23 protein-coding genes are annotated in these 24597 nt (G+C 57.7%); 7 read left to right on the forward strand and 16 right to left on the reverse strand.

The genetic code is table 11. The annotated features are described in order from the left end of the window. Positions 1-2: 2 nt before the first annotated feature. The gene (locus tag Q675_RS36925; RefSeq protein ID WP_023008560.1) at positions 3-1298 is read left to right on the forward strand and encodes a YeaH/YhbH family protein; all 1296 of its coding nucleotides are present in this window, start codon (positions 3-5) and stop codon (positions 1296-1298) included. After that, on the forward strand, positions 1295-2854 hold the full coding sequence (locus tag Q675_RS36930; protein ID WP_023012225.1) for a SpoVR family protein: 1560 nt from the start codon (positions 1295-1297) through the stop codon (positions 2852-2854). The genes Q675_RS36925 and Q675_RS36930 overlap by 4 nt, the downstream gene beginning before the upstream one ends. On the opposite strand, the gene Q675_RS36935 is transcribed toward Q675_RS36930, so the two are convergent. From Q675_RS36935 to Q675_RS36945, 3 genes are read right to left on the reverse strand one after another with little or no spacing between them, the layout of a single operon-like run. Next, positions 2821-4182: a sensor histidine kinase gene (locus Q675_RS36935; RefSeq protein ID WP_023012226.1), complete on the reverse strand. Its 1362-nt coding sequence runs from the start codon at positions 4180-4182 to the stop codon at positions 2821-2823. The genes Q675_RS36930 and Q675_RS36935 overlap by 34 nt on opposite strands. Further along, positions 4182-4853, reverse strand: a complete 672-nt coding sequence (locus Q675_RS36940; RefSeq protein ID WP_023012227.1) for a response regulator transcription factor — start codon at positions 4851-4853, stop codon at positions 4182-4184. The genes Q675_RS36935 and Q675_RS36940 overlap by 1 nt, the downstream gene beginning before the upstream one ends. Next, on the reverse strand, positions 4853-5239 hold the full coding sequence (locus tag Q675_RS36945) for a PepSY domain-containing protein (protein WP_051995655.1): 387 nt from the start codon (positions 5237-5239) through the stop codon (positions 4853-4855). Before Q675_RS36945 ends, Q675_RS36940 begins: the two co-directional genes overlap by 1 nt. 149 nt (positions 5240-5388) lie before the next feature. Here Q675_RS36945 and Q675_RS36950 point away from each other — a divergent pair, with 149 nt between their 5' ends. Next, a complete protein-coding gene (locus tag Q675_RS36950) occupies positions 5389-5853 on the forward strand; it encodes a hypothetical protein (protein WP_014422430.1) in 465 nt (154 codons plus the stop codon). A 52-nt stretch (positions 5854-5905) separates the two neighbouring features. Here Q675_RS36950 and Q675_RS36955 read toward each other — a convergent pair whose 3' ends face one another. The 4 genes from Q675_RS36955 to Q675_RS36970 all read right to left on the reverse strand — a co-directional run bounded on the left by Q675_RS36955 (position 5906) and on the right by Q675_RS36970 (position 9373). Continuing rightward, positions 5906-7264, reverse strand: a complete 1359-nt coding sequence (locus Q675_RS36955) for a TrpB-like pyridoxal phosphate-dependent enzyme (RefSeq protein WP_031211907.1) — start codon at positions 7262-7264, stop codon at positions 5906-5908. Positions 7265-7365: 101 nt separating this feature from the next. Beyond that, on the reverse strand, positions 7366-8103 hold the full coding sequence (locus Q675_RS36960) for an LrgB family protein (RefSeq protein WP_022990872.1): 738 nt from the start codon (positions 8101-8103) through the stop codon (positions 7366-7368). Next, entirely contained in the window at positions 8096-8476 is a 381-nt protein-coding gene (locus Q675_RS36965) for a CidA/LrgA family protein (protein ID WP_023012230.1), read from the reverse strand. Before Q675_RS36965 ends, Q675_RS36960 begins: the two co-directional genes overlap by 8 nt. Positions 8477-8479: 3 nt before the next feature. Beyond that, positions 8480-9373 (reverse strand): bile acid:sodium symporter family protein, encoded by an 894-nt coding sequence (locus Q675_RS36970; protein WP_023008566.1) that lies wholly within the window; start codon positions 9371-9373, stop codon positions 8480-8482. 215 nt (positions 9374-9588) lie between these two features. On the opposite strand from Q675_RS36970, the gene Q675_RS36975 reads away from it, so the two are divergent. After that, on the forward strand, positions 9589-11013 hold the full coding sequence (locus Q675_RS36975) for a WS/DGAT/MGAT family O-acyltransferase (protein WP_023012231.1): 1425 nt from the start codon (positions 9589-9591) through the stop codon (positions 11011-11013). A 12-nt stretch (positions 11014-11025) separates the two neighbouring features. Here Q675_RS36975 and Q675_RS36980 read toward each other — a convergent pair whose 3' ends face one another. Then, a complete protein-coding gene (locus tag Q675_RS36980; protein WP_014422436.1) occupies positions 11026-11649 on the reverse strand; it encodes a TetR family transcriptional regulator in 624 nt (207 codons plus the stop codon). Between the two features lie 195 nt (positions 11650-11844). Here Q675_RS36980 and Q675_RS36985 point away from each other — a divergent pair, with 195 nt between their 5' ends. Together Q675_RS36985 and Q675_RS36990 are read left to right on the forward strand one after the other, a co-directional pair. Next, positions 11845-12951 (forward strand): ferredoxin reductase, encoded by a 1107-nt coding sequence (locus Q675_RS36985; protein WP_023012232.1) that lies wholly within the window; start codon positions 11845-11847, stop codon positions 12949-12951. A gap of 45 nt (positions 12952-12996) precedes the next feature. Next, complete coding sequence (locus Q675_RS36990; protein WP_023012233.1) at positions 12997-14070, forward strand: fatty acid desaturase family protein; 1074 nt, start codon at positions 12997-12999, stop codon at positions 14068-14070. A 69-nt stretch (positions 14071-14139) separates the two neighbouring features. Here the strand turns inward: Q675_RS36990 and Q675_RS36995 are convergent, their stop codons facing one another. After that, complete coding sequence (locus Q675_RS36995) at positions 14140-14577, reverse strand: RrF2 family transcriptional regulator (RefSeq protein ID WP_011786513.1); 438 nt, start codon at positions 14575-14577, stop codon at positions 14140-14142. A 27-nt stretch (positions 14578-14604) separates the two neighbouring features. Then, on the reverse strand, positions 14605-14997 hold the full coding sequence (locus Q675_RS37000; protein ID WP_023012234.1) for a YbaN family protein: 393 nt from the start codon (positions 14995-14997) through the stop codon (positions 14605-14607). Between the two features lie 466 nt (positions 14998-15463). Between Q675_RS37000 and moaA the strand changes: the two genes are divergently transcribed. Beyond that, entirely contained in the window at positions 15464-16456 is a 993-nt protein-coding gene (gene moaA, locus Q675_RS37010) for a GTP 3',8-cyclase MoaA (RefSeq protein ID WP_023012235.1), read from the forward strand. 277 nt (positions 16457-16733) lie between these two features. On the opposite strand, the gene Q675_RS37015 is transcribed toward moaA, so the two are convergent. The 6 genes from Q675_RS37015 to nosR form a co-directional block, all read right to left on the reverse strand. Next, on the reverse strand, positions 16734-17324 hold the full coding sequence (locus Q675_RS37015; protein ID WP_023012236.1) for a nitrous oxide reductase accessory protein NosL: 591 nt from the start codon (positions 17322-17324) through the stop codon (positions 16734-16736). A gap of 22 nt (positions 17325-17346) precedes the next feature. After that, positions 17347-18177: an ABC transporter permease gene (locus Q675_RS37020; RefSeq protein WP_023012237.1), complete on the reverse strand. Its 831-nt coding sequence runs from the start codon at positions 18175-18177 to the stop codon at positions 17347-17349. Beyond that, on the reverse strand, positions 18174-19106 hold the full coding sequence (locus tag Q675_RS37025) for an ABC transporter ATP-binding protein (RefSeq protein ID WP_023012238.1): 933 nt from the start codon (positions 19104-19106) through the stop codon (positions 18174-18176). The genes Q675_RS37020 and Q675_RS37025 overlap by 4 nt, the downstream gene beginning before the upstream one ends. Further along, the gene (locus Q675_RS37030) at positions 19103-20371 is read right to left on the reverse strand and encodes a nitrous oxide reductase family maturation protein NosD (RefSeq protein ID WP_023012239.1); all 1269 of its coding nucleotides are present in this window, start codon (positions 20369-20371) and stop codon (positions 19103-19105) included. The genes Q675_RS37025 and Q675_RS37030 overlap by 4 nt, the downstream gene beginning before the upstream one ends. A gap of 71 nt (positions 20372-20442) precedes the next feature. Beyond that, the gene (gene nosZ / locus Q675_RS37035; RefSeq protein ID WP_022990859.1) at positions 20443-22338 is read right to left on the reverse strand and encodes a TAT-dependent nitrous-oxide reductase; all 1896 of its coding nucleotides are present in this window, start codon (positions 22336-22338) and stop codon (positions 20443-20445) included. A gap of 82 nt (positions 22339-22420) precedes the next feature. After that, complete coding sequence (nosR, locus tag Q675_RS37040) at positions 22421-24529, reverse strand: transcriptional regulator NosR (protein ID WP_023012240.1); 2109 nt, start codon at positions 24527-24529, stop codon at positions 22421-22423. Positions 24530-24597: the final 68 nt, after the last annotated feature.

Raw genomic sequence — 24597 nt, forward strand, 5'->3', positions numbered from 1 at the left:
CCATGGGTATGACCCACATTGTTGACCGGCGCCTGAACGGCAAGAACAAGAGCGCAGTGAACCGGGAACGGTTCCTGCGCCGTTACCGCCACCACATCAAGAAGGCGGTGTCGGATGCCGTGCAGAAGCGCTCCATCACCGATATCGAACGGGGCGAGAAAGTAAGCATCCCCGCCCGGGATATTGACGAGCCCATATTCCACCACGGCCACGGTGGCCGGCGCGAGGTGGTGCACCCCGGCAATCAGGAATGGGTGGCCGGGGACACCATCCCCAAACCCGAGAGCGGCGGTGGCCAGGGCCAGGGGCAAGGCCAGGCCAGCCCGGACGGAGAAGGCATGGATGAGTTCGCCTTCCAGATTACCCAGGAAGAGTTTCTCGACTTCCTGTTCGACGATCTGGAGCTGCCCAATCTGGCCCGGAAAAAACTCAAGGACACCGAAGCCTTCAGTTATGTACGCTCGGGCTTCACCACCCAGGGCGTGCCCGCCAAGCTGGATGTGGTGCGTTCCCTTCGGGGCGCCCACGCCCGGCGTCTGGGCCTGGGCGGCGCGCGCAAGAAAAAGATCCGGGACCTGGAAAAACAGCTCGAGGCGCTGAAAAGCGCACCGAATGATCTCGATCCGGCCTTCAGCCATGAAGACCAGATCAAGGTGCTGGAAGAGGAAATCGCGCGGCTGAAAGCCAACGTCAAACGCATTCCTTTCATTGACGAGATCGACCTGCGCTACAGGCAACACCTGAAGCAGCCCAAACCCGCCACCAGTGCGGTGATGTTCTGCCTGATGGATGTATCCGGTTCCATGACCCAGATGCACAAGGACATCGCCAAACGCTTCTTTATCCTGCTGTATCTGTTCCTGAAGAAGAACTACAAGAAAATCGAAGTGGTGTTTATCCGCCACCACACCAGCGCCAAGGAAGTGGACGAAGAAGAGTTCTTCTACAGCCGGGAAACCGGGGGCACCATTGTCTCCAGTGCTCTGAAACTGATGCACCGGATTGTCGAAGCCCGATACTCGCCGGCGGAATGGAATATCTATGCCGCCCAGGCGTCCGACGGCGACAACTGGAACGATGACTCCCCCATCTGCGGCAAGCTGCTGTCTGAGCGGATTCTGCCGCTGGTGCAGTACTACTCCTACATCGAAATCACGCCCCAGGATCACCAGATGCTCTGGTACGAATACGAGAAAATCATGGAGCAGTTTCCCCAGAGCTTCGCCATGCAGCAGATTGCCGATCCTGGCGACATTTACCCGGTCTTCCGACAGTTGTTCGAGAGGAAAGCGGCATGAGCAGCCTGATTGATCGCCCGAACGCACCGGAGAGCGAACAACCCAAGGCAGGTAAGCCCATTTCCACCAGTTCGGAATGGACCTTCGAACTGATCCAGAAATACGATGAGGAAATTGCCAAATGCGCCGCCGAGTTTGGACTGGACACTTACCCGAACCAGATTGAAGTGATTACCGCCGAGCAGATGATGGATGCCTACAGCTCCGTCGGCATGCCAGTGGGCTATCATCACTGGTCCTTCGGCAAGCAGTTCCTGCAAACCTCCAAGGGCTATCAGCGGGGCCAGATGGGGCTGGCCTATGAGATTGTGATCAATTCCAATCCCTGTATCGCCTACCTGATGGAAGAGAACACCCTGCCCATGCAGGCCCTGGTGATTGCCCACGCCAGCTATGGCCACAACTCGTTCTTCAAGGGCAATTATCTGTTCCGCACCTGGACAGACGCCAGTGCCATCATCGATTACCTGGTGTTTGCCCGGCATTATGTGTCGGAGTGCGAGGAGCGACACGGCGTGGATGCCGTGGAAGAAATTCTCGACTCCTGCCACGCACTGATGAACTACGGCGTTGACCGCTACAAGCGCCCTGCCCCGATTTCAGCCGCCGAGGAGGCCCGCCGGCAGAAGGAGCGGGAAGAATACGAACAACGCCGCATCAACGATCTGTGGCGAACCATCCCCAAAGCAGAGGACGACGGGGACCCGATTCGCCGCAGGCCCCGATATCCGGAGGAGCCTCAGGAAAACCTGTTGTACTTCATCGAGAAAAACGCGCCTTTGCTGGAAACCTGGCAGCGGGAACTGGTGCGCATCGTGCGCAAGCTGGCCCAGTATTTCTATCCACAACGCCAGACCCAGGTAATGAACGAAGGCTGGGCCACGTTCTGGCACTACACGCTGTTGCACCGGTTGTACGACAAGGGGCTGGTGAACGATGGCTTCATGCTGGAATTTCTGCAAAGCCACTCCGCCGTGGTATACCAGCCACCCTTCAACAGCCCATGGTATTCCGGCCTGAACCCCTACACCCTGGGTTTCTCCATCTTCACCGATCTTCGACGCATCTGTGAAAACCCTACCAATGAGGACCGGGAATGGTTCCCGGACATCGCCGGTACAGACTGGCTGGAAACCCTGCATTTCGCCATGCACAACTTCAAGGACGAGAGCTTTATCCAGCAGTTCCTGTCACCGAAGGTGATGCGTGACCTGAAGCTGTTCGCCATCGAAAGCGACGATCGGGAAGACCACTACACCGTCACCGCCATTCACGATGAGCCCGGTTATCGCGCGCTGCGGGAAAAGCTGGCCCGCCAATACAACCTCAGTTACCGGGAGCCGAACATTCAGGTATGGAGTGTGGATATTCGCGGTGATCGTTCGCTAACCCTGCGCCACATCCCGGTAGACCGAGTGCCACTGGGCCAGGAAACCGACGAAGTGCTGCGGCACGTACACCGGCTATGGGGCTTTGATGTGCATCTGGAGAGCGTGGATGAAGGCACCCTGGTGGAAGAGCATCACTGCCCGCCGCGGGCCTTGGACGATGAGTGAGATGGAAAGCGCACGCTGGCCTGTAACCCTCCGAGGGGAGATCGGGCCAGGGTCAGCGTGCCGCCATACAGTTCAGCCAGCTCTTTGACGATCGCCAGGCCCAGACCGGAACCGGACCGGGTTTCATCCAGCCGGGTGCCCCGTGTCAGAGCCTGCTCGATATCGGTGTCAGACAGGCCAGGGCCGTCATCCTCCACCATCAGCGCCAGACCATCCGGCAAGCCTTCTACCCGAAACTTTACCTGACTCTCCGCCCAGTTGATGGCATTTTCCAGCAGGTTGCCCGCAATTTCCTGTAAATCCTGTTGTTCAAGCCGAACCGCGCCCGTATCGCCCAGGTCGCTTTCGAGGGTAACGCCACGGCGTTGCGCGAGAGTATTGAGTGCCGACAGCACCGGCTCCAGGGTTTCACCAAGATCCACACGCCCCAGGGCGGCCGGTCCGGCCGCTGAAGCCCTGGCCAGATGATGGCGCACGGCGTCATCGATGCGGCTCAGTTCGGTACGGAAAGCGGTTCTCTGCACCGACGGCAAACGATCACTCAGGGTGGTAAGCACAGATACCGGCGTTTTCAGGGCATGGGCCAGATTGCCCGCAGCCGTGCGCCCACGCTCAATCAGTATCTGATCCCGTTCAAGCACCTGATTCATGGCCTCGGAGAGCCGCGCAAGTTCTTCGGGCAGATCACTGGTCAGTGAACGGGTCTGGCCGGACTCCATGGCCCGGAGATCCCGCTCCAGACGCCGAAGCGGTGCCAGGCCCCAGCGGATCTGCAACCCGATCATCACCAGTAACAGCGTACCGAGCGTGGTCAGCGAAACCACCAGCAATCGGTTGAAGCGCGCAACCTGGGCATCCAGCTCCGCCTGGTCGGCCGCGACAGACACCGATAACCAGCCTTCGAAAGCCGGTAACTGGACATCCCGCTCCACTATCCGAAGTGTCTGGCCGCGCGGCCCCGGGGCCTGGGCCCAGTCCGGCCCCCGGCCACTGATCTGTGGCAGTCGCTGGTCCCACAATGACCGGGAGGTGATCACCCGCCCGCTGTTGTCGTTGACCTGCCAGTACCAGCCGGAATACACCCGCTCGAAGCGCGGTTCACCCAGTTGCGGGCCGGGGGTCAATTCACCGGTCTGAGGGTCAGACTCAATGCCGGCAATGACCACATTCAGGAACGATAACAGGCGCTCATCAAAGGACTGGCTCAGCGTCTGGCGAAAGTTCCAGGCCAATACGGTACCGGCCAGCGGCAACACCACCAGGACCAATACCAGGGCAGACACCAGCATCCGCAGCGCCACCGGCCAGCGGCGCAGACGTGTCAGCATCAGGATGGTTCTCCGTGACCGTTCATACGGTAGCCCTGGCCACGGATGGTCTCGATAGCCTGGGCGCCGAGTTTGCGCCGCAACCGGCTGACCTGGACATCGATAACATTGGAATCCGGCTCCTGGTCGCCGTCATAGACATGTTCGGACAACTCGGTGCGGGACACGATTCTGGGCGCTGCGTGGATCAGATGCGATAACAGCCGGAACTCCTGAGCCGTGAGTGAAACCGGCATACCTGCCCGGGTCACCTGCCCGGCGTGGGTATCCAGCGCAATGTCACCCACGGTAATCACCGGGTGGGCGTGGCCGTGGGACCGGCGCACCAGGGCCCGCAGGCGGAACAGGATTTCAGCCGTTTCAAAGGGCTTGGTGACATAGTCATCGGCACCGGCAGAGAACCCCGCGGCTTTATCGGACCAGCGCTCCCGGGCGGTCAGAATCAGCACCGGCAGATCAATACCCCGCTCCCGCCAACCGGCCAGCCACTGGGTGCCATTGCCATCCGGCAAGCCCAGGTCCAGTACCACCGCATCGTAACGTTCGGTGCTCACCAGAAAGTCGGCCGTGCGGCCTTCCCCGGCAACTTCCACCAGCAGTCCGGCATCCCGCAAGCTACCGGCCAGCCCTTGTGCCAGCGCGGCATCGTCCTCCACCAGAAGAATTTTCATCAGCGTTTCATGCCCTGGATATTCCTGCCCTCTATCTCCAGAACCTCTCCGGTCCGGGCATTGATCTCAAACTCCACCACCTGGCCTTCCGGGCCCAACAACTCGATCTCGTAGAGGATCTCACCATCGTCTTTCTCGATATCCACATCGATCACGTCTCCGCGCCAGTCGCGGGCAAGGCTGTCCAGGATTTCGCTCAGGGGTTTGATACGGCCGGCCTCAACCTCGTGGTGCAGGCGCCGCCAGTCGTCGTCATCATCGGCACAGGCCACCTGGGCAAACGGCAGCGCGCCCACCGCAAACAGAGTCAGCAACAACACCCGGAACACCCGGCGTGAAAACCGGTCTTCGGGTAGCAGCGATGAATGTAAACGAGGTCTGGTCATGGTGTTTATGGTGACAAAAGCCAGATGAACGAATCATGAATGAGCCTATCACGATGCTGAAAGCCCTGCCCCGTTAATCTGGGCTCAAGCTGGTAGCCAACCGGGCAGAACCGGCAGTTTTTCAAACACAGACAAGCTAGGAGAACACCATGAAAAAGACTCTGACCATCGCGCTGATCAGCGGCCTTGTCGCAGCCCCCGCAGCCTTCGCCAAAGGCAGCTTTGACGATGCGGACCGCATGCTTCAGGTTGGTAACAACTACGGTATCAGCCATTTCCAGAGCATCGAATTTGACGACGACCATGATAATGAAATCGAGCTCGAAGGCTGGATGGGCCAGGACTGGTTCGTGGAACTGGACCTGAACGGCAACGGCGACATCGACCGGGAGCAGCGCCGCAAAGCCAAAGGCGAGATCTACGGTGTGAGCGCGGACGATGTGCGCTCTTATCTGAAAGCCGCTCAGCAGCAGGGAATGGCCACTATTGAGGAACTAAAGGTCAACCGCAATGGCGATATTGAAGTGGAAGGCGATGATGAAAACGGTGCGGAACTGGAATTGAAGTTCCGGATCGGAAGCCTGGAGCCATTGAAGATCGAAAGGGACAAGTGAGCAGGAAGCCGCAACCCGGTCAGGCACAGTGCCTGACCGGGGGCAAGTTCAATCAGACGCTGACCGAGGGCAGCCCCGACAACGCCATAGCCAGCTCCTGCTCGCCGTACTCATGGTCGCTCAGTTCACCGGCAAAATACGAGGTATAGGCCGCCATATCGAAATGCCCGTGACCACAAAGGTTGAACAGGATCACCTCCTCCTTGCCCTCGCGCTTGCACCGCAACGCCTCGTCAATCGCACCCTTCACGGCATGATTGGCTTCAGGGGCCGGTACGATCCCTTCGTTGCGCGCAAACAGGACACCCGCCTCAAAGCACTCGCGCTGAGTGTAGGAAACAGCATCGAACAGTCCCAGCTCCTTGGCGTGCGACACCATCGGAGCCATGCCGTGATAGCGCAGGCCGCCAGCATGGAACCCCGGCGGTGTAAAACCCGAACCCAGGGTATGCATCTTGGTGAGTGGTGTCATTTGTGCCGTATCGCCGTAGTCATAGGCGTATTTACCTCGGGTCAACGTCGGACACGCTGAGGGTTCAACCGCGACAATCCGGGACTTCTCCCCGCCTCTCAACGCATGGCCCATGAACGGGAAAGCAATACCCGCGAAATTAGAGCCGCCACCGGTGCACCCAACGATCACGTCTGGCCAGCAATCGGCCATCTCCATCTGTTTCATGGACTCCAGGCCGATTACGGTCTGATGCAACAGGACATGGTTCAGCACGGAACCCAGAGCATACTTGGTGTGCGGATCCTGAACGGCCAGCTCCACCGCCTCGGAAATAGCAATACCAAGACTGCCGGTGTGGTCGGGGTTTTCCCCCAGCACTCGACGACCAAACTCTGTCATTTCTGATGGTGAAGCCACGCAGTTAGCCCCGTAGGTCTCCATCACCGCACGGCGATAGGGCTTCTGGTTGTAGGACACGCGAACCTGGAACACGGTCACATCAATGTCGAACAGGGAGCCTGCAAACGACAGCGAGGTCCCCCACTGACCAGCACCAGTTTCTGTCGTCAGACGCCGAATACCGGCCTCCCGGTTGAAAAAGGCCTGCGGAATCGCGGAATTGGGCTTGTGACTGCCCGCAGGACTGCCACCCTCGTACTTGTAGAAGATCTTGGCCGGGGTGCCCAGGGCTTTTTCCAGCCGATGCGCCCGAAACATGGGCGCCGGCCGCCACATTCGATAAACATCGCGAACGGGCTCCGGAATCTCCACTTCCCGTTCCGTGGTCATTTCCTGTTCAATCAGCGACGCAGGAAACAATGGCTTCAGATCCGTTGGACCGACCGGCTGCTTTGTTCCCGGGTGGAGAACGGCAGGCAGGGGTTCGGGGAAATCCGCCTGCAGGTTGTACCAATACCTGGGCATTTGTTCTTCGTCGAGCAAGAACTTGGTTTGCATGGTGTTAAGACCCTGATGTTGTGCCAATGATTGGCTGAGCATAGCCATTCCAGACAGACATAAAAAGAGTGTACAGCGGCGCCCCGGAAAGAACTGCGCGTTTACATGGGCAACCAGTTTTCCAGCATGTCCACCAACCAGGGCACGAGCAGCGCCGTGGCGAATGCCGAAAGTGCCATGGCCAGGCCTGAAAACGCGCCCATCTGGGAACTGACCTGGAATGCCCGGGCGGTACCAATACCATGGGCCGCCACGCCCATGGCAATCCCTTTTGCGGTGTCATCTTTCACGCGCAACCATTCAAACAGTTTGGTGCCCAGCACCGCACCGGTAATTCCGGTCAATACCACCAGCACTGCCGTGAGCGACGGCAAACCACCAATCTTCTCGGAAATACCCATGGCCACCGGTGCCGTTGCCGATTTAGGCGCCAGCGACATCTGGATTTCCAGGGAGCCCCCCAACAACCTTGCCAGGCCCACCGAACTGCCAGCAGCAATAACCACCCCACTAATCAACGATATCGCGACCGGCAACCAGAGTTGACGGAGCCGGCGAAACTGCTGATACAGAGGAACCGCCAGTGCCACCGTTGCCGGACCCAGCAGAAAATGCACGAACTGACCGCCCTCAAAGTAATCGCTGTATGAGGTGCCCGTTGCCAACAACAGGAGAATCAGCATCGCCACCGAAGTAACGACTGGATTGGCCAGCGGGTTAGAATGCGTTTTCAGATAGAGCCGGTAGGCCAGCCCGTAGGCCACCAGAGTAATGGTCAGCCCTAGCAGTGGCGACGCCGACAGGTAAACCCAGATGTCGCGCAAACCCGGCTCATTCATGCTGCCCACCTTGTTCTGAAACGGAATGGACAAACCAGCGCGTCGTCAGTTGCATAATCAACGCCGTGGCAACCATGGTGATCACCGTGCTCAGAAACAGAGCCAGGGTGATCGGCAACCACTCATCCGCTATACGCCCGAAATGCGTCATCATCCCCACGCCCGCAGGCACGAAGAGCAGTGACAGATGGCTCAGTAACGCGCTGGAGGCCTCGCTCAGGGAATCCGGGGCACTACCTCGGATCATCAAGGTAACGAACAGCATGATCATGCCAAGCACCGGCCCGGGAATCGGCAGCCCGAGAAGTCGTACCAGAATCTCGCCTGTCAGTTGATAAACCAGCAGTAACGTCACACCGTTCAGAAACTTCATGAATCAGGATTCCCCGTCTGCATGTGCCACATTGCTTTTGGGAATCACCTTCCGGCCATACATTGCCAGCAGGAATCCAATGGGGAACATAAGCACACCGTAAACGGCAGCGGGAATCGACATGGTGCTGGACTCCAGCAACGTGAGGGTGACCATCAAACCAATGGTGCCGTTCTTCACACCGAGTTCCACCGCCACCGCCAGGGATTCCCGCTGGGTCAGTCCGGCCACCCTGCCCGCCAGCAGGCCCAGGGCGATACCAGCGACATTGAGAGCGATAGTGGAGGGGCCTGCCTGCTTCAGCAGATCCCACATCTGGTCCCGAACGCCATAGAGCAGCGCCACAATCAGCACTGCCAGCACGATGCCACCAAAGATGCTGACCAGGCTCTCAGCCTTGCGCGCAAGCTCCGGCTTGCGGGTTCGCACCAGCATGCCAATGGCCACCGGCAGCAGAACAATAACCACCAGCATGGCAATGGTCTTGCCCACCGGCAGCGAGATGTTCTCTTCCGTGCCCATGAAATGCTGCAGCGCCATGTTGGTAAACAGTGGCAGGGTAAGAATGGTGATCAGGCTGGCGGAGACCGTCAGCACGATGGAAAGCGCAATATTACCCCGGGCCAGAAGCACAAACAGGTTGGACGTGGTACCTCCGGGGCAAGCCGCGATGATCACCAGACCAACGGCAATGGCCGGCGCCACACCGAACAGATAAGCCAGCCCGAACGCCACCATCGGCATCAGGAGAATCTGGGCGAAGGTGCCCACAATCATGCCCTTCGGATACACCGCCACCTGGCGAAAATCCCTCAGGGTAAGCGTCATACCGATACCGATCATGATAATGAACAATGCGATCGGCAAACCTGCCGAGATCAGCGGGCTGGATTCCACAAAGCCTCCGAATATTCTTGTTGTTAGTTCCTATGGCCTTAGAAATTAGCACACGAACCTTCTGACCGGGAGCCCGGCTTCGCGACATTATGTAACCGTGAAACCCTGCAAAAAGATGGGAGCCCAATCCCGGTTTTGATCGTGTGAACCTACCGATATCAGTATACTTGCAGGAAACAACCAAAACACAAATGACTGGCGGAGAATGACAAGGAATGAAACGTCTCGGAACCCTGGACGCCTCCTGGCTGGCGGTTGAATCTGAAGACACCCCGATGCATGTGGGTACGCTTCAGATTTTCTCACTGCCGGAAGGCGCACCAGAAACCTTCCTGCGTGACATGGTCACTCGAATGAAAGAAGCCGGCGATGTGGCACCACCCTGGGGATACAAACTGGCATGGTCTGGTTTCCTCGGGCGTGTGATCGCCCCGGCCTGGAAAGTCGATAAGGATATCGATCTGGATTATCACGTCCGGCACTCAGCCCTGCCCCGCCCCGGCGGGGAACGCGAACTGGGTATTCTGGTATCCCGACTGCACTCTAACCCCCTGGATTTTTCCCGCCCTCTTTGGGAATGCCACGTTATTGAAGGCCTGGAGAACAACCGTTTCGCCCTTTACACCAAAATGCACCACTCGATGATTGACGGCATCAGTGGCGTGCGGCTAATGCAAAGGGTGCTCACCACCGATCCCGAACGCTGCAATATGCCACCGCCCTGGACGGTACGCCCACACCAACGCCGTGGCGCAAAAACCGACAAAGAGGCCAGCGTGCCCGCTGCGGTTTCCCAGGCCATGGACGCCCTGAAACTCCAGGCAGACATGGCCCCCAGGCTATGGCAGGCCGGCAATCGCCTGGTGCATTCGGTTCGACATCCGGAAGACGGACTGACCGCGCCCTTCACAGGCCCGGTTTCGGTGCTCAATCACCGGGTTACCGCGCAGCGACGTTTCGCCACCCAGCATTATCAACTGGACCGACTGAAAAACCTGGCCCATGCTTCCGGCGGCTCCTTGAACGACATCGTGCTTTACCTGTGTGGCACAGCATTGCGTCGCTTTCTGGCCGAGCAGAACAATCTGCCCGACAACCCGCTGACGGCTGGTATACCGGTGAATATCCGGCCGGCAGACGACGAGGGTACGGGCACCCAGATCAGTTTCATGATTGCCTCGCTGGCCACCGACGAAGCTGACCCGTTGAACCGCCTGCGACAGATCAAAACCTCGACCCGACGGGCCAAGGAGCACCTGCAGAAACTTCCCAAAAGTGCCCTGACCCAGTACACCATGCTGCTGATGTCACCCTACATTCTGCAGTTGATGTCAGGTCTCGGGGGGAGGATGCGCCCCGTCTTCAACGTGACCATTTCCAACGTGCCCGGCCCGGAAGACACGCTGTATTATGAAGGTGCCCGGCTTGAGGCCATGTATCCGGTATCGCTGATCGCTCACGGCGGCGCCCTGAACATCACCTGCCTGAGCTATGCCGGATCGCTGAATTTCGGTTTTACCGGCTGCCGGGATACGCTGCCGAGCATGCAGAAACTGGCGGTTTATACCGGTGAGGCTCTGGATGAGCTGGAATCGCTGATACTGCCGCCGAAGAAGAAGCGCGCCCGAACCCGCAAGTAACCCAGGACGGGGTCAGTCGCTTTGCCAGTGACCAGCCCCGACAAAAATCATCTGCAGGAATCGGGTGGTGCGTTTTCGCACCTGGCCGATCTGATAATCGTCGTCTTCGGAAATGCTGAGCAGATCGGTCAGACTGAAGGCGACGGTGCGCACCACCAGATCACAGGTCATATCCAGATCGGCATCGCTCAGGTGCTCCATGAGCCGGAGCCGGCGTAAGTCATTGGCCAGTTCGCTGGCAAAAAACCGCATCTCGCTGCGAATCCCTTCCTGAACGGCCCGGCTCTCGCCTGCCAGCCCCTGCGCCATAAACAGAAAAAAACTGCGGTTGGCCTGGGCATGGGCCACAAAGATACCCACCGATTCCTCAATCAGCTTGTCGGCCTGCAACACGTTGGCCCGGGCCTCCCTCATCATCCGCCTGAGGACCAGCCCTAGCTCGTCCACCAGCTGCAAACCCAGGTCGTCCATGCTGCGAAAGTGGCGATAGAACGACGTTGGCACCACGCCGGCCTGCCGGGTCACTTCCCGAATACCGAGGCTGGCAAAGTGTCGCCCCTTGCCCACCAGAGTCAGCGCTGCGTTCATCAGCTTCTCTCGAGTTTCGCCGGGCCTGCGTTTCGGTCTGTCTGCCATGGTCTTCCTATCACGATTGTTGCGGTAACAAGTGTACACATCTGACGGAAGAAAAGTCCGCAAAACTTGTCATTTCGAGCCAACGAAGCGCCCCCCTGATTGTTACGACAACCCTCACTGTGTACAGTCGTACACATAAGTGAACAATTGTACACATCGTTACCAACGATCAGGTACAAACTTTGGAGAAAACCTATGTTGGCAAAAATGAACCAGACCCGCGCCATGCACTGGCTTGGCCGACAGTTATTGAATCGAAGCAACCCTGCCAGTTATTTTGATCCACTGGCGGAGGCCATCAATCCCATGTGGATACAAGCGTACACACCTGCACGGGTAGAGCGTATTCTGGTCGAGACTCACGACACCAAGACCTTTGTGCTCCGGCCTGCCAGCCGATGGAGCGGCTTTCGTGCCGGCCAGCACGTGAACATCTGTGTAGATATTGATGGTGTGCGACGCCAGCGCACCTTCAGTCTGTCCAGCTCCCCCCTGCTCTGGCAGAACGACGGCGTGGTCACACTGACCATCAAACGCCTGCCAGGAGGGCTGGTGACCAACTGGCTGCATGATCAGTTGGAAGAAGGTGCGGTGCTGGGCCTGACCGAAGCCTTTGGCGACTTTCTGATGCCAGCCATGCCCAAACCGGTGCTGTTTATTGCCGGGGGCAGCGGCATTACGCCGATTCTAAGCCTGCTGGAGACCATGGCGGCAGAGCACTTCCGGGCACCGGTCACGCTGCTCTACTTTGTTCGCACTCAGGAGGACGTGATCGCCAGTGAAAAACTGGAAGCACTGGCGGCAAGATACTCGGCACTCTCGGTCCGTATTATATGCACCCACGAAACCGACGAGCCGCGCTACCTCAACGACGCCGACCTGGATTCCGTGCCCGGTCTGAAGGCCCGCGAGGTTTATCTGTGCGGACCGGGCGGGCTGATGGATCTTGCCAATGACCTGCTTTACCAGCGCGGTCTCGGCGAAGAGCAGATTCACTGTACGTTTTTCGCCCCTCCGATCTCCTCCCCTCTGGGTGATGAAACACTCGGCGGCGAAGTGAGTTTTGCCCGCGCGGACCTCAATGTGGACTCTTCCGGCGATGCCACACTGCTGGAGATCGCAGAAGCCGCGGGCCTCAAACCTCAATACGGCTGCCGCATGGGCATTTGCCACCAATGCAGTTGCCGAAAAACCAGCGGCACCGTGATTAACCGGCTGACGGGTAAAGCTTCCGGTCCCGGAGAGGAAAGCGTTCAACTCTGCATTTCCGTACCCCGTGGCCCGGTGACTCTGGAAGCCTGACACACAGAATTCGAGCGCGGCCTCATACAGCCGCAAGGAGACCTTATGATCAAACTTGATGAACAACAGCTCAACGAGCTTCAGAAAGATCTGGATACAGTACGCGATGAAGTATTGGCCGATCTTGGCGAGCGGGATGCCCGCTACATTCGCAAGATCGTTCGCCTGCACCGCGCCCTTGAAGTAGGCGGCCGGGTGATGATGCCCTTCGGCTTTATTCCGCCGGTGTTTGTGGCGGCAACGGCCACCCTCGGCGTGGCCAAGATTCTGGAGAATATGGAAATTGGCCACAACGTGATGCATGGCCAGTACGACTGGATGAACGATCCCACCCTCAACTCACAGACCTACGAGTGGGATACGGTGTGCACCAGTGAATCCTGGCGCCGTACTCACAATTACGAGCACCACACCTACACCAACATCATCGGCAAAGACCGGGACTACGGTTATGCGGTGCTACGCCTGAGCGACGAAGAGCCCTGGAAACCCTGGCACACGTTGCAGTTCATCAACTACATCTTGCTGAGCGTGTTCTTTCAGTGGGGTGTAGGTTTACATGAACTGGAAACCGAGAAGCTACGTCGCCGGGAGATTTCCTGGCGCGAGAAAGTGCCGTTCCTGAAAGACTTTTTCCGTAAAGGCGGCCGCCAGGCATTCAAGGATTATGTCTTCTTTCCATTGCTGACTCTACCAGTGGCCCCTATCGTGCTGGCCGGCAACGTCGGGGCTAACCTGATCCGGAACCTCTGGGCCTCAACGGTGATTTTCTGCGGTCACTTCACTCAGGATGCAGAAACCTTTACGGAACGGGAATGCGAAGGTGAGAGCAAGGGCCATTGGTATCTGCGCCAGCTTACCGGCTCTTCCAACTTCACAGGTGGCCGCTGGCTGCACATTCTGAGTGGACACCTGAGCTACCAGATCGAGCATCACGTGTTTCCAGATCTGCCAGCACACCGGTATCCTGAGGTTTCCGAGCGGGTGCAGGAAATCTGTCGCAAACACGGCATTCACTACAACACGGGCTCATTTATGAGCCAGTATAAAACTGTGCTGCAGAGAGTCCTGCGATATTCACTGCCGGAACGGAGGTCCGCGAACCCCGTAAACGTATAACTCTGGATACTCGATTGAAGCCTGGGAGGTCTGACGCACTGCAAATACAGCAGTGCGTCAGTTCAGCAATCAAGCAATCTGGAGCAGTCGCAACAGCTGTGGTCGGTGGTGGTCCTGAATCACGTCGGCGAGCGTGTATCGATCAAGCACCTCAAGGAAGGCTTTCAGGGCTTCACCAAACATGGATTTAAGTCCGCATACCGGAGTGATCTTGCAGGCATTTTTGGAGGAAAAACATTCCACGATGCTGAGGTCCTGCTCGGTTTCGCGCACCAGGATTCCGATATTGATATCCTGCGGCGCCATATGCAGCCTCATCCCGCCCTTCTTGCCACGGATAGTCTCGATGTACCCTTTCTTGTTCAGTTGGTGAACCACTTTCATCAGATGATTCTTGGAGATGTCGTAGCTGTCGGCAATTTCCTGAATGGTCGCCAGACGATCACCCTCTGCAGCCAGATAGATCAGCACTCTGAGTGAGTAATCGGTATAACGGGTGATGTGCATTCATGACTCCAAAATGACCGAAAAACATCAGTAGGATGGCCGGCTCAGCATATAGCCGGCAACACCCAGTAAAAACAGCCCCGAGACAGCCAGTACCAGAACCGGCGATCCAAGCCAGACCAGCATGCTCCAACTCAGCCCCATCATGGCAAAGGCCAGCAACTTGGCTTTGCGTGGAATGGCACGCCGGGCGCGCCATTCTTCAATCGCTGGGCCGAATGTCGGGTGCTCTTCCAACCACCGGGCAAAGGCCGGGGAGCTCTTGCTGGCGAAAAAGGCCGCGAGAATAACAAAAGGGGTTGTTGGCAAAAGCGGCAAAACCACACCCGCTGCCGCCAACCCCACACTCATATACGCAAGAATCCGGAAACCGGTTTTACCTGGCTGTGCGCCCATGGCGTGGGCCTCTTGACCGTTCATAACTGCATCTATTCTACCGTGATTCAGTGCACAGGTCTTCCCAGTTTACTGAGGAACGCCAAGCGGGCGACATACGCGATTTTCACCCCGACTGCGAAGATTAACGTTCCCATGTGGGCGAGTATCTGAACCGCGATTGGCAATCTGGCCGCTAGAGGATATGCCAAAGCAACGGTTAACAGTAATCCGAGCACACTGACCAGAACACCCGCATTAGCGCGAGCGAGCCATTTCTCGTAGAACCACATAGCGGTCTCCCAAGCTTTTGATGGGTATTAAACTGACAACACCATTGCGATTGGTGTCGCTCCACTTTTTAACATATATTTTATTTAAATGTTATAGAGGAAGACCGATGGCTTTGCAAGGTCGCGGGAGATACTCCCCGAGGGGTATCGGAATCCGCCGCGCGCTTTGCCATACTTGCCCTAAACTCATGGTGATATTGCAACAGGACCTGGCTTCAATGCCCCAGACCCGACTGACAGACCGCTTTGGCCGCACAGTAAACTATGTTCGCCTGTCGGTGACCGACCGCTGTGACTTCCGCTGCGTGTATTGCATGGCGGAAGACATGACCTTTCTCCCGCGCCAACAGGTATTGACGCTTGAAGAGATCGCCCGGCTGGCACGGAACTTTGTTGCTCTGGGGACGGAGAAGATCCGGCTGACCGGCGGAGAGCCTCTGGTGCGCCGCGATATCCTCGAGCTGGTACGCGAAGTCGGCACTTATGGCCTCCGTGATTTCGCCATGACCACCAACGGCAGTCAGTTGCCCACCATGGCGGAACCATTGCGTAAGGCCGGTTTGCACCGTCTCAATATCAGTCTGGATTCCCTGGACGCTGATAAATTCCGCGCCATTACCCGCACCGGTAATCTCAGCCAGGTTCTGGATGGTATTGATGCCGCCCGGGACGCAGGCTTCCGTGGTATCAAGTTGAACACGGTGGTGATGAAAGGCCGCAACGACGAGGAGATTCCGGAGCTGATTGAGTTTGCCCGTCAAAAGCAGGTAGACATCAGTTTTATTGAGGAGATGCCGCTGGGGCAGATTTCGGAGCATGACCGCGGTTTGGCACTGTGCACCAGTGAGGAGGTGCGCGACATTATCCGCAGGCACCATGAGCTGATTCCGGCAACGGAGGATTCCGGTGGCCCCGCGCGTTATTTCCGGATGCCGGACAGTGAGGTTCGTGTCGGGTTCATTTCGCCGCATTCCCACAATTTCTGTTCGACCTGCAATCGGGTTCGGGTGACGGTGGAGGGGCGTCTGCTGCTGTGCCTGGGCAATGAGCATTCGGTGGATCTTCGCCGTGTGTTGCGGGGGCATCCGGTGACGGATGACAAGCTGCAGGAGGCGATCATCAAGGCCATGGATCTGAAGCCGGAGCGGCATCATTTTTCCAGCAATGGGGATGTGCAGATTCTTCGGTTTATGAATATGACTGGCGGCTGACCTTTTCTGCAAACTGATAAACGTAGCCTGCTGACTCTGGCGTTTGATCAGGTGCGGGTAGCCTTTCCAAAAAACGCTCCTTACGGCACCCCTTCGGGGTCCGGCCCACAATCACAGATTGTGGTCGCCCAGCTTTCGCATGAAGCTTCGCTTCATAAGCGCTCGGCTGAGCCCCTGTGGCGCTTCTGCTCCGCCATCCTTGGCTCCGCAAATTTTTGGAAAGGCTACCCGCACCTGATCTTTAGAGCACTGGAGTAATCGCCAAGGAGCCCATGTTTTAATGGGCCATTTCAGACTCTCCGTTTACGTCATGATCTTCATGCATACCAGCCATATCATCCATCCCGCTCATATCGTGCATCGTCATACCATTATTCAGATGCTCCAGCGTGACCTCGGCAAACGCCAGTACGTTGCCGCCATGCTCGGCCGCGAAGTCTGTGGCGTCGGTTTTGTTGGCGAACGAGGCCAGGGTTGGGCCCATGGCGCCGTTAAGATTTGAGCCGACCACGTAGAAGGCCTCGCGGGCGTCGATCAGGTGGGTGTCATCCGGGCTGTCCCAGTGGGTTTCGGCCATATTGTGGACGTAGAGGGTGTGATCCCGGTTTTCGTTTTCCGGCTGCAGGAACCAGGCGAACATGTCTTTGGTGGAGCAGAATTTCCGGATGTTCTGCTCTCGCTCGGTGAAGGCCTGGCCTTTTGGGCCCGGGAAGTTGGTGATGACCATGCCGCAGACGTGGCACTCGTCGCCGGATTCAAAGTGCACCGGGTCGGGTTTTTCAACGATTTCGGGTTCACTGCCGGAGCAGCCCGCCAGAAGGGTGGCGGCGAAGGCGGCGATGAGCCATTTGGTTGCTGGGTTTGCCATGTTTGTGTGTCTCCGGTCGGGATCAGATTCGTCGGTTTTTGAACAGTAACAGTGCGCCGGCCAGGGGTATGGCACACCACAGGATCAGGCCTAGCCAAAGGCCCGCAGCGCCGATAGGCAGGTCTGCACCCAGGCTGAGTACGCCACTGAGTTGACCGCTGTCGCCGAAGGCGACGATGTTGAGCAGGCGGTAGATGTCAGTGGGGTTTAGCATTAGCAGCCAGGGCAGCAGTTCGGGATTCAGTTTGCCTTCGCTGGCCACCAGGGTGCCCAGCAGCATCAGGTCGAAGATCAGTACAAAAAAGAACCAGATGGCCAGGGCCAGACCGGCAGCGACCGGTTTCTCGCTCACCCGTACGCTCACCAGGTAGGCCAGTGCGATAAAGCCCCAGCCCAGCAAAACGGTGGAGCCCACAAAACGCCCCATGGCCACTGCCAGGGCGGCAATGGCAACATCTTCCACCAACACGGCAATGGCAATACCAGCCACACCGAAGCCGATGATGGTGGCCAGCGCCAGGGTCAGGCCGTGGCCGAGGAATTTGCCCAACAGTAACTGGCTTTTACTGAGGGGGTAGGTCATCAGTAGCAAAAGGGTGCCGCCCTCTTCTTCCCCCACGATGGCGTCGTATGCCAACAGCAACGCTATGAGCGGAATCAGGAAGATGCCCAGGCTGGCCAGGCTGGCAATGGTCGCAGGTGTGGAGGCGTAGCCCACCTGCCCGGAGGCGGCGGCGCCGAACCAGGCAATGCCCAGGGCCAAAGTGGCGAACACCAGGGAAATGGCAACCAGCCAGCGGTTTCGGAAGCTGTCGCTTAGTTCCTTGCGGGCGATGGTCCAGATGGCGCTCATTGGCTTCCTCCCCGGTGGGCCAGACCACCCGAGCCAATAAAGTGTACGTAGATGTCTTCCAGGCTGGGCTGATGGATGCCCAGATCTGCCACTTCGCCGGAGGCCATCAAGGTCTTGATCAGTTCCATTTTTTCCTGAGGTCTCACGTCTACCTGCAACCGTCCGTTTTCACTTTTCATCATCAAGCCGGCTCGCTGGTCGGCCTGGTCAATGGCTTTCTCCAGCGCCGACAGGCTGGTGGCGGGCTGTACGGTCAGGGTGACCGGCATGTTTGCCTGCCGCCGCAGCGATGGCAGGTCTCCAGACGCTTTCAGGGCGCCTTCGGTCAGAATCGCAGCGCGATCGATGTAAGGTTCGACCCCCGGCAGTACGTGCGAACAGAGCACGATTCCGGCCCCCTCATCCCGAAGCTGGCGCAGCAGGCGGTACAGATCCGCCGTTGCAACCGGGTCCAGGCCGACGGTGGGTTCGTCCAGCATCAGCAATTTGGGCTTGCCGAGCAGAGCCTGGGCCAGGCCAAGACGCTGGCGCATGCCTTTGGAATAGGTTTTGGTGCGGGCGTCCATGGCGTCTCTCAGGCCAACTTGCTCCAACAGTTCAGGCACCTGCTTCAGCGGCGCGCCTTTGAGGCGGGCAAAGTGGCTGAGAATTTCCCGGCCGGTCAGCTGCGGGTAGAACATCACGTTCTCCGGCAGGTAGCCGATGTGCTGGGTTACCTGCGGATCGCCAGCCGCGCCTTCCAGCACGGAAACCTTGCCCTCGGTGGGCTGCATCAGACCCAGAATAAGCTTGATCGAGGTGGTTTTGCCCGCCCCGTTGTGGCCGAACAGGCCCAGGATTTCCCCCGGCTCCAGCCGAAGATCTACCCCGTGCAGCACCGTGGCCTTGTCGTAACGGTGGCTGACGTTCTCCAGTCGAAAACAGTTCATCGGATCTCCGATTGCAGGTGGTCGGGAATTCGCATCAAGGGGTGGGGGTCACTCACCCCGGCAGACTTCACTACCGGGAAAGCATCCTGCACCCAACGCAGGGTATCCACCGCCGGGCTGAACATCAGCACCTTGGCCTCCGGATATTTCCAAAGCAGCCGATCGACGTTGTCGTTCGGCTCATAGGGCACATCACCCAGGCCGTCCTGATTTCGGTCCCAGCCCAGATAGTCACTCCAGTAGTTGCCCTTGCCATCCTCGGCCCAGGACTGGGTGCGGGTAGCCACATACTTCACCTGACGCTGGTTTTCCACAAAGGCGTTGTTGAACACCTGGTTTTCCTCGGAACCTGCGGTCAGATGAATACCGATATTGCTCTGGCCGAAATAATTGCCTTCGAAGGTGTTGTACAGCGAGTTGTAGATAAACACCGCTTTACCCTCGGCACCGGAAATCACCACCCCGGCGCTCTGGCCCTGGGACACTCCGGTAACCACGTTATTGCGCAACTCGGAGTTGGTGATGAAATTCATCAGAATGCCGTAGTTCTCGTCATTCTCAGAGCGGTTATTGAATACCTTGAGGTACTTGCTCTGCATTAACGCATACCCGGTACGCGTGCCCCGAGTGACGTTGTTTTCCAGCAGGTTATGCATCGAATACATGTAATGAATACCGTAACGGAGATCACTCATCACATTGCCGCGAATGGTATTTCGGTTCGCGGTCTCTATGTAAATGGCATCGCGGGTCTGGCTGATATCGTTGCCTTCAATCAGCGCACCCGTGGTATTGAACAGGTGAATACCGTTGCCCCGATCCTGGGACCGCAGGCTGGTATCACCGCGAATGTGATTTTCCCTTACGGTCACATCCGGTGTTGCATCCAGCCACACGCCGAACGCCGGGCCCTGCAGACGGTTGTTTTCCACCACCGCCCCCTGCGCCTCGCGGGCCACGAAGATTCCCGCATCCAGTTCGTTCAGGTCTTTGCCCCAATTGCGAACCTGGCAACCGGAAAACGTTATCCGCTCGGCCAGAATCTCAACCGCATTGCCCTGCCCGGCACCGTCAATCACCGTTTCCGGGGCGCAGGACACAGATACCCCGGGCACCCTGATAGCCAGTGAAGACAAGGTTTCCGGAGGAAGTTCGAACGACGAACCCGGGGCCAGGTTATCCAGCTCTTGCTGCAGGTCCGCGTTGGCGGAGAGCGCAAACAGAGCGACTGACAGGGCCACTCCATAACGCAATAGTTGATACATCAATAGATCTCGGGATAGTGATAAGCAACCAGGGGCCCCGAAAACGGGACCCCAAGTCAGGCAACTCTCTATCAGGCCTTTTCGACGAGCATCCGCCCGCCCATCTCCATGTGGAGAGCATGACAGAACCAGTTGCAGTAGTACCAGTAAACCCCTGGCTTACCTGCCGTAAAGGTCACGGAAGCGGTCTGCTGCGGGCTGATCTCCATACTCACACCATGGTTCACCATACAGAAGCCGTGGGTCACGTCCTCAACCATATCGAGGTTGGTGATATACACAGTGACTTCATCACCCTCCTTCACCTTGAACTCGGTCATACCGTACTGAGGCGCAACGGAGGTCATGTAAACACGTACCTTGTTGCCATCACGGATGACCTTGTTGTCGGATTCCAGAGTCACACCGTCCTTCTCCGCCTGGGCACGACAGCTGGCGAAGTAGGGGTCGTTGCGCTCGTAGATCTTCTTGGTCTTGATCTGATCACGACGTACCAGGATACAGTCATGCGGCTCGGCATAGGTCGGGCCATCGTGGACCAGTTTCATTTCCTCACCGGAAATATCGATCAGCTGATCGTTCTCAGGATGGAGCGGGCCAACCGGCAGGAAACGGTCTTTCGAGAACTTGGACAGAACAACCAGCCATTTGCCATCAGCATCGCGGGATTCAGTCAGCGATGCGTGGTTGTGGCCCGGCTGATACTGCACGTCCAGCTTCTGACGGATGTAATTTACCTTGTCACCGTTGTAGTGCTTGATGGCATCGGCAATATTCCACTTGCACACCTGGCTGTCGATAAACAGCGTGGTGTAGGCATTGCCACGGCCGTCGAAGGTAGTGTGTAGGGGTCCGAGACCCAGCTCCGGCTCGGCCACGATGGTGTCGCGCAGTTCGATCTTGTCTTCGAACAGATCGTCCAGTTTATCAATGGCAATCACGGATACCGTTGGTGACAGCTTGCCGTTGGCAATGAAGTACTTGCCATCGGGAGAGGTGTTCAGACCGTGCGGGTTCTTCGGCACAGGAATATAGCGGGTGAATTCGGATTCGCCTCGGCCGTCGACAACCGGCACCTTCGAATCGCCAATGGTCTTGAAGTTGCCGGCTTTTACCGCTGCAGCAATGCGCTCCACATTGAACACAACCACCCAGTCGCGGTCGTTACGCATGGTGCCCGCAAGATCAACGGCACGCTCTGAGTTGTAACAGGTAGAAGCAGCGTACTTGCCGGTGTAGTCGGCATCGGTGTTATCCAGGTTACCGTCAACGATGACCTGCCAGGCCACATCCATGGTTTCTGCGTCGATGGCGGTGAACATGGTGTAGCTGTTGTCCAGGCTGAAATCCGTGCCGTCGTTGGGCTGCGGGATGACGAACTCGGCGTTACAGAACACGTAGTTGGTCTTGGGTACTTTCTGCAGGCGCAGACCATGGATGGCCTGAACGTTCGGGATGTGGGTAATCTTGTCCGTCTTCATGATATCCAGACGGATACGGGCAACCCGGGTGTTGGCCTTGTCGTTGATAAACAGGTACTTACCATCGTAACGACCGTCAGTCATGGAAATGTGCGGGTGGTGGCAGTCGCCGTTCAGGTACTGCTGATCACCGCCCAGGATTTCCTTACTTTCATTGGTAATACCCCAACCCGTTGCGGAATCCACGTTAAATACCGGAATACGCATCAGTTCACGCATGGAGGGCACGCCAAGCACGCGCACTTCGCCCTGGTGGCCACCACTCCAGAAACCGTAGTACTCATCCAGCTCGCCCGGGGCGACGTGAGCCTTGTTGCGGGCTTCTTCAGCAGCTGCAGCCCAGGTCTCACGGGACATGACCGAGGTGCCCAGACCGGTTGCACCAGCGACACCGGCCAGCGCAGCCGCACCCATAAAGCGACGACGGCTCAGACCACCTTCGGAAACCTCCGGCGTGTCCTTGGTCAGATCATCTCTTTTTTTCATAGCATCCAACTCCGTTATTGGTTATGGCGGTTATTGCTTCTCATGGCTTTCCGGGGCCTTATGGTTGGCTCCTCGGGACTACTCAGTTCACCTGCACCACCGGAATTTCCTCAGGGTGGCCGGGTGCGTTATGACCACGGCGCTTGCCACGGCGCTTCACGATCAGCGGCGGGCACTTGTGGTCATCGAAATAGGTCATCTGGCAATCCAGGCAGTAGTGACATTCCATGTAGTTGATGTGTCCATCCGGATGGATAGCCTGGACTTCGCATTCCTTGTCGCAGAGACGGCAGGGGTTACCGCATTCCTTGCGACGCTTGAGCCAGTCAAACACTCGCAGTTTGGTGGGCAATGCCAGGGCGGCACCCAGCGGGCACAGGTAGCGGCAGTACACCTTGCGGGTGAAGATATTGACCACCAGCAACAGCACAGCGTAGGTCACGAATGGCCAGGTGCGATCAAAGTGCAGGGTAATGGCGGTCTTGAACGGCTCCACTTCCGCCATGCGCTCGGCGGTGGCCATGGACTCCAGAGAAATACCAAACAGCACCAGCAGGATGATGTACTTGATGGCCCACAGGCGCTCGTGCCAGGCAAAAGGCACGGTGTACTGCGGTACCTTGAGCTTGCGGGCGATTTCATTGATCAACTCCTGCAGGGCGCCGAACGGGCATAGCCAGCCACAGTAGACCGCCCGACCCCATAGCAGGACGATGCCAGCCACCACGGCCCAGAGTACGAACATGATCGGATCGATCAGGAAGGTTTCCCATTTGAAGCCGCTGATCAGGCTGTTCACAAACGTCAGCACATTGACGATGGAAAGCTGACCCAGGGCATACCAGCCAATGAAGAACAGGGTGTAAACCAGGAAGCCATGGCGAATCCAGCGCATCATTTTCGGCTTCTGAACCAGCCAGTCCTGGAAGAACAGGATGAACAGCAGTACGGCTATACCAAGACCCAGCACGGTGATCTGGAACTGCTTCTGGTACCACACCTGAATCCACAGCGGCTGGGTTTCGAGCCATTCTTCCTCGGTCAATACAGGCTCCGGACGGGTGTAATACTGGTCCGGCAACTGGTACTCCAGCGGAAACACCTGAAATTCGCTGTCGAGCGGGCCAGTCTGGCGCTTGACCGTCAGTTCCAGCGTCCACGGGGTGCCAGGGTCGAAGTTGTACTGCTGGCGCACAATAAAGATCGCCATTTCCGAAAACTCGGGCATGCCCTCGGCGTAGACGTCACTGAGCCGGTGGAAATCCAGATCCCGGAAGTTGAAGGTGTCGCCGAACTGGCGGATCTGCACCCGGTCGAAAATGCCGCCCCGTACGTAGCCAGAACCTTTAAAGGAGTATTCACCGTTGGCCATCACCGCGATGGCATGTTCCCCCTCCTGGAGCTCCGACATCAGCCACTGGTATTGGTTTTCACCCAGAAGGTTGCGGCCAATGGTCGGCGCATCCAGATAAGCAGCGTAGAGCTCGATCAGGATGTCATCGCGTTCGCCCGCGTCTGCAGTTTCGATGCCCTCGGCAGGGGTCCCCACAAAAGAGTCGTCGACCTGCCCTTTGGTCAACACCAGGCGGCGAATGGAACCGTCACCGGTCAACTCCTGCCAGGACTTCTCCTGAAACTGTTCCGAGTTCACATTGGCCATGGGCGGACGGTTGCTTTTGCCACCTTCAATCAACCCAATCTCGACCCCCACCCGGTGGGCAGTGCGCATGATGACTTCGTTAATAACCATCACGGTGACCGTAGCGCCGGACAAGCCATCCACCGCCACCTTGCGTTCGGTAGACGTGCCCCCAACGGTCACCCGCTGGTCGGCTTTCAGACCGGTGTACTGGTCAGTGAACTCATGCATCTTGCTTTCGGGGATACCCACCAGCAGGATGGGTTCATCGTGATGTATGACTTTGGCGGCACGAATTTCTCCGGCGGTATCGAGCACCACCATGGCATTCAGGGGCTTGCCGGAATAGGCGGGGGTCTGGACAAAGTCCAGGGACTGGTAGGCGTAGCCTATAAGCTCCTCACCGGAATACACCTGCTGGATGGCACGGTTGCCCTCCATCGGCTGGAGTTCTGTCGCTTCCGGGAAGGCTTTTTCGATAAGCTGGCGTCCGGCCGGAGGGCTGTATTCCGATAACGGCTGGGCCCAGCTCAGCGAAGCAGCAAGTATCATCAAGATGGATAGCGCACAACGGAGGACGTTTCTCACTACAACTCCCAATACCCCATGGATTACATCAA

Origin of the sequence: Marinobacter sp. EN3 (genome assembly GCF_000475315.1) — a bacterium.
In the GTDB taxonomy this organism is placed as follows: Bacteria; Pseudomonadota; Gammaproteobacteria; order Pseudomonadales; family Oleiphilaceae; genus Marinobacter; species Marinobacter nauticus.

Excerpts from the sequence above, each read along its gene's own strand:
- Q675_RS36925 (WP_023008560.1), top strand. The coding sequence starts at position 3 with ATGGGTATGACCCACATTGTTGACCGGCGCCTGAACGGCAAGAACAAG.
- Q675_RS36930 (WP_023012225.1), top strand. The coding sequence starts at position 1,295 with ATGAGCAGCCTGATTGATCGCCCGAACGCACCGGAGAGCGAACAACCC.
- Q675_RS36935 (WP_023012226.1), bottom strand. The coding sequence starts at position 4,182 with ATGCTGACACGTCTGCGCCGCTGGCCGGTGGCGCTGCGGATGCTGGTG.
- Q675_RS36940 (WP_023012227.1), bottom strand. The coding sequence starts at position 4,853 with ATGAAAATTCTTCTGGTGGAGGACGATGCCGCGCTGGCACAAGGGCTG.
- Q675_RS36945 (WP_051995655.1), bottom strand. The coding sequence starts at position 5,239 with ATGACCAGACCTCGTTTACATTCATCGCTGCTACCCGAAGACCGGTTT.
- Q675_RS36950 (WP_014422430.1), top strand. The coding sequence starts at position 5,389 with ATGAAAAAGACTCTGACCATCGCGCTGATCAGCGGCCTTGTCGCAGCC.
- Q675_RS36955 (WP_031211907.1), bottom strand. The coding sequence starts at position 7,264 with ATGCAAACCAAGTTCTTGCTCGACGAAGAACAAATGCCCAGGTATTGG.
- Q675_RS36960 (WP_022990872.1), bottom strand. The coding sequence starts at position 8,103 with ATGAATGAGCCGGGTTTGCGCGACATCTGGGTTTACCTGTCGGCGTCG.
- Q675_RS36965 (WP_023012230.1), bottom strand. The coding sequence starts at position 8,476 with ATGAAGTTTCTGAACGGTGTGACGTTACTGCTGGTTTATCAACTGACA.
- Q675_RS36975 (WP_023012231.1), top strand. The coding sequence starts at position 9,589 with ATGAAACGTCTCGGAACCCTGGACGCCTCCTGGCTGGCGGTTGAATCT.
- Q675_RS36980 (WP_014422436.1), bottom strand. The coding sequence starts at position 11,649 with ATGGCAGACAGACCGAAACGCAGGCCCGGCGAAACTCGAGAGAAGCTG.
- Q675_RS36985 (WP_023012232.1), top strand. The coding sequence starts at position 11,845 with ATGTTGGCAAAAATGAACCAGACCCGCGCCATGCACTGGCTTGGCCGA.
- Q675_RS36990 (WP_023012233.1), top strand. The coding sequence starts at position 12,997 with ATGATCAAACTTGATGAACAACAGCTCAACGAGCTTCAGAAAGATCTG.
- Q675_RS36995 (WP_011786513.1), bottom strand. The coding sequence starts at position 14,577 with ATGCACATCACCCGTTATACCGATTACTCACTCAGAGTGCTGATCTAT.
- Q675_RS37000 (WP_023012234.1), bottom strand. The coding sequence starts at position 14,997 with ATGAACGGTCAAGAGGCCCACGCCATGGGCGCACAGCCAGGTAAAACC.
- moaA (WP_023012235.1), top strand. The coding sequence starts at position 15,464 with ATGCCCCAGACCCGACTGACAGACCGCTTTGGCCGCACAGTAAACTAT.
- Q675_RS37015 (WP_023012236.1), bottom strand. The coding sequence starts at position 17,324 with ATGGCAAACCCAGCAACCAAATGGCTCATCGCCGCCTTCGCCGCCACC.
- Q675_RS37020 (WP_023012237.1), bottom strand. The coding sequence starts at position 18,177 with ATGAGCGCCATCTGGACCATCGCCCGCAAGGAACTAAGCGACAGCTTC.
- Q675_RS37025 (WP_023012238.1), bottom strand. The coding sequence starts at position 19,106 with ATGAACTGTTTTCGACTGGAGAACGTCAGCCACCGTTACGACAAGGCC.
- Q675_RS37030 (WP_023012239.1), bottom strand. The coding sequence starts at position 20,371 with ATGTATCAACTATTGCGTTATGGAGTGGCCCTGTCAGTCGCTCTGTTT.
- nosZ (WP_022990859.1), bottom strand. The coding sequence starts at position 22,338 with ATGAAAAAAAGAGATGATCTGACCAAGGACACGCCGGAGGTTTCCGAA.
- nosR (WP_023012240.1), bottom strand. The coding sequence starts at position 24,529 with ATGATACTTGCTGCTTCGCTGAGCTGGGCCCAGCCGTTATCGGAATAC.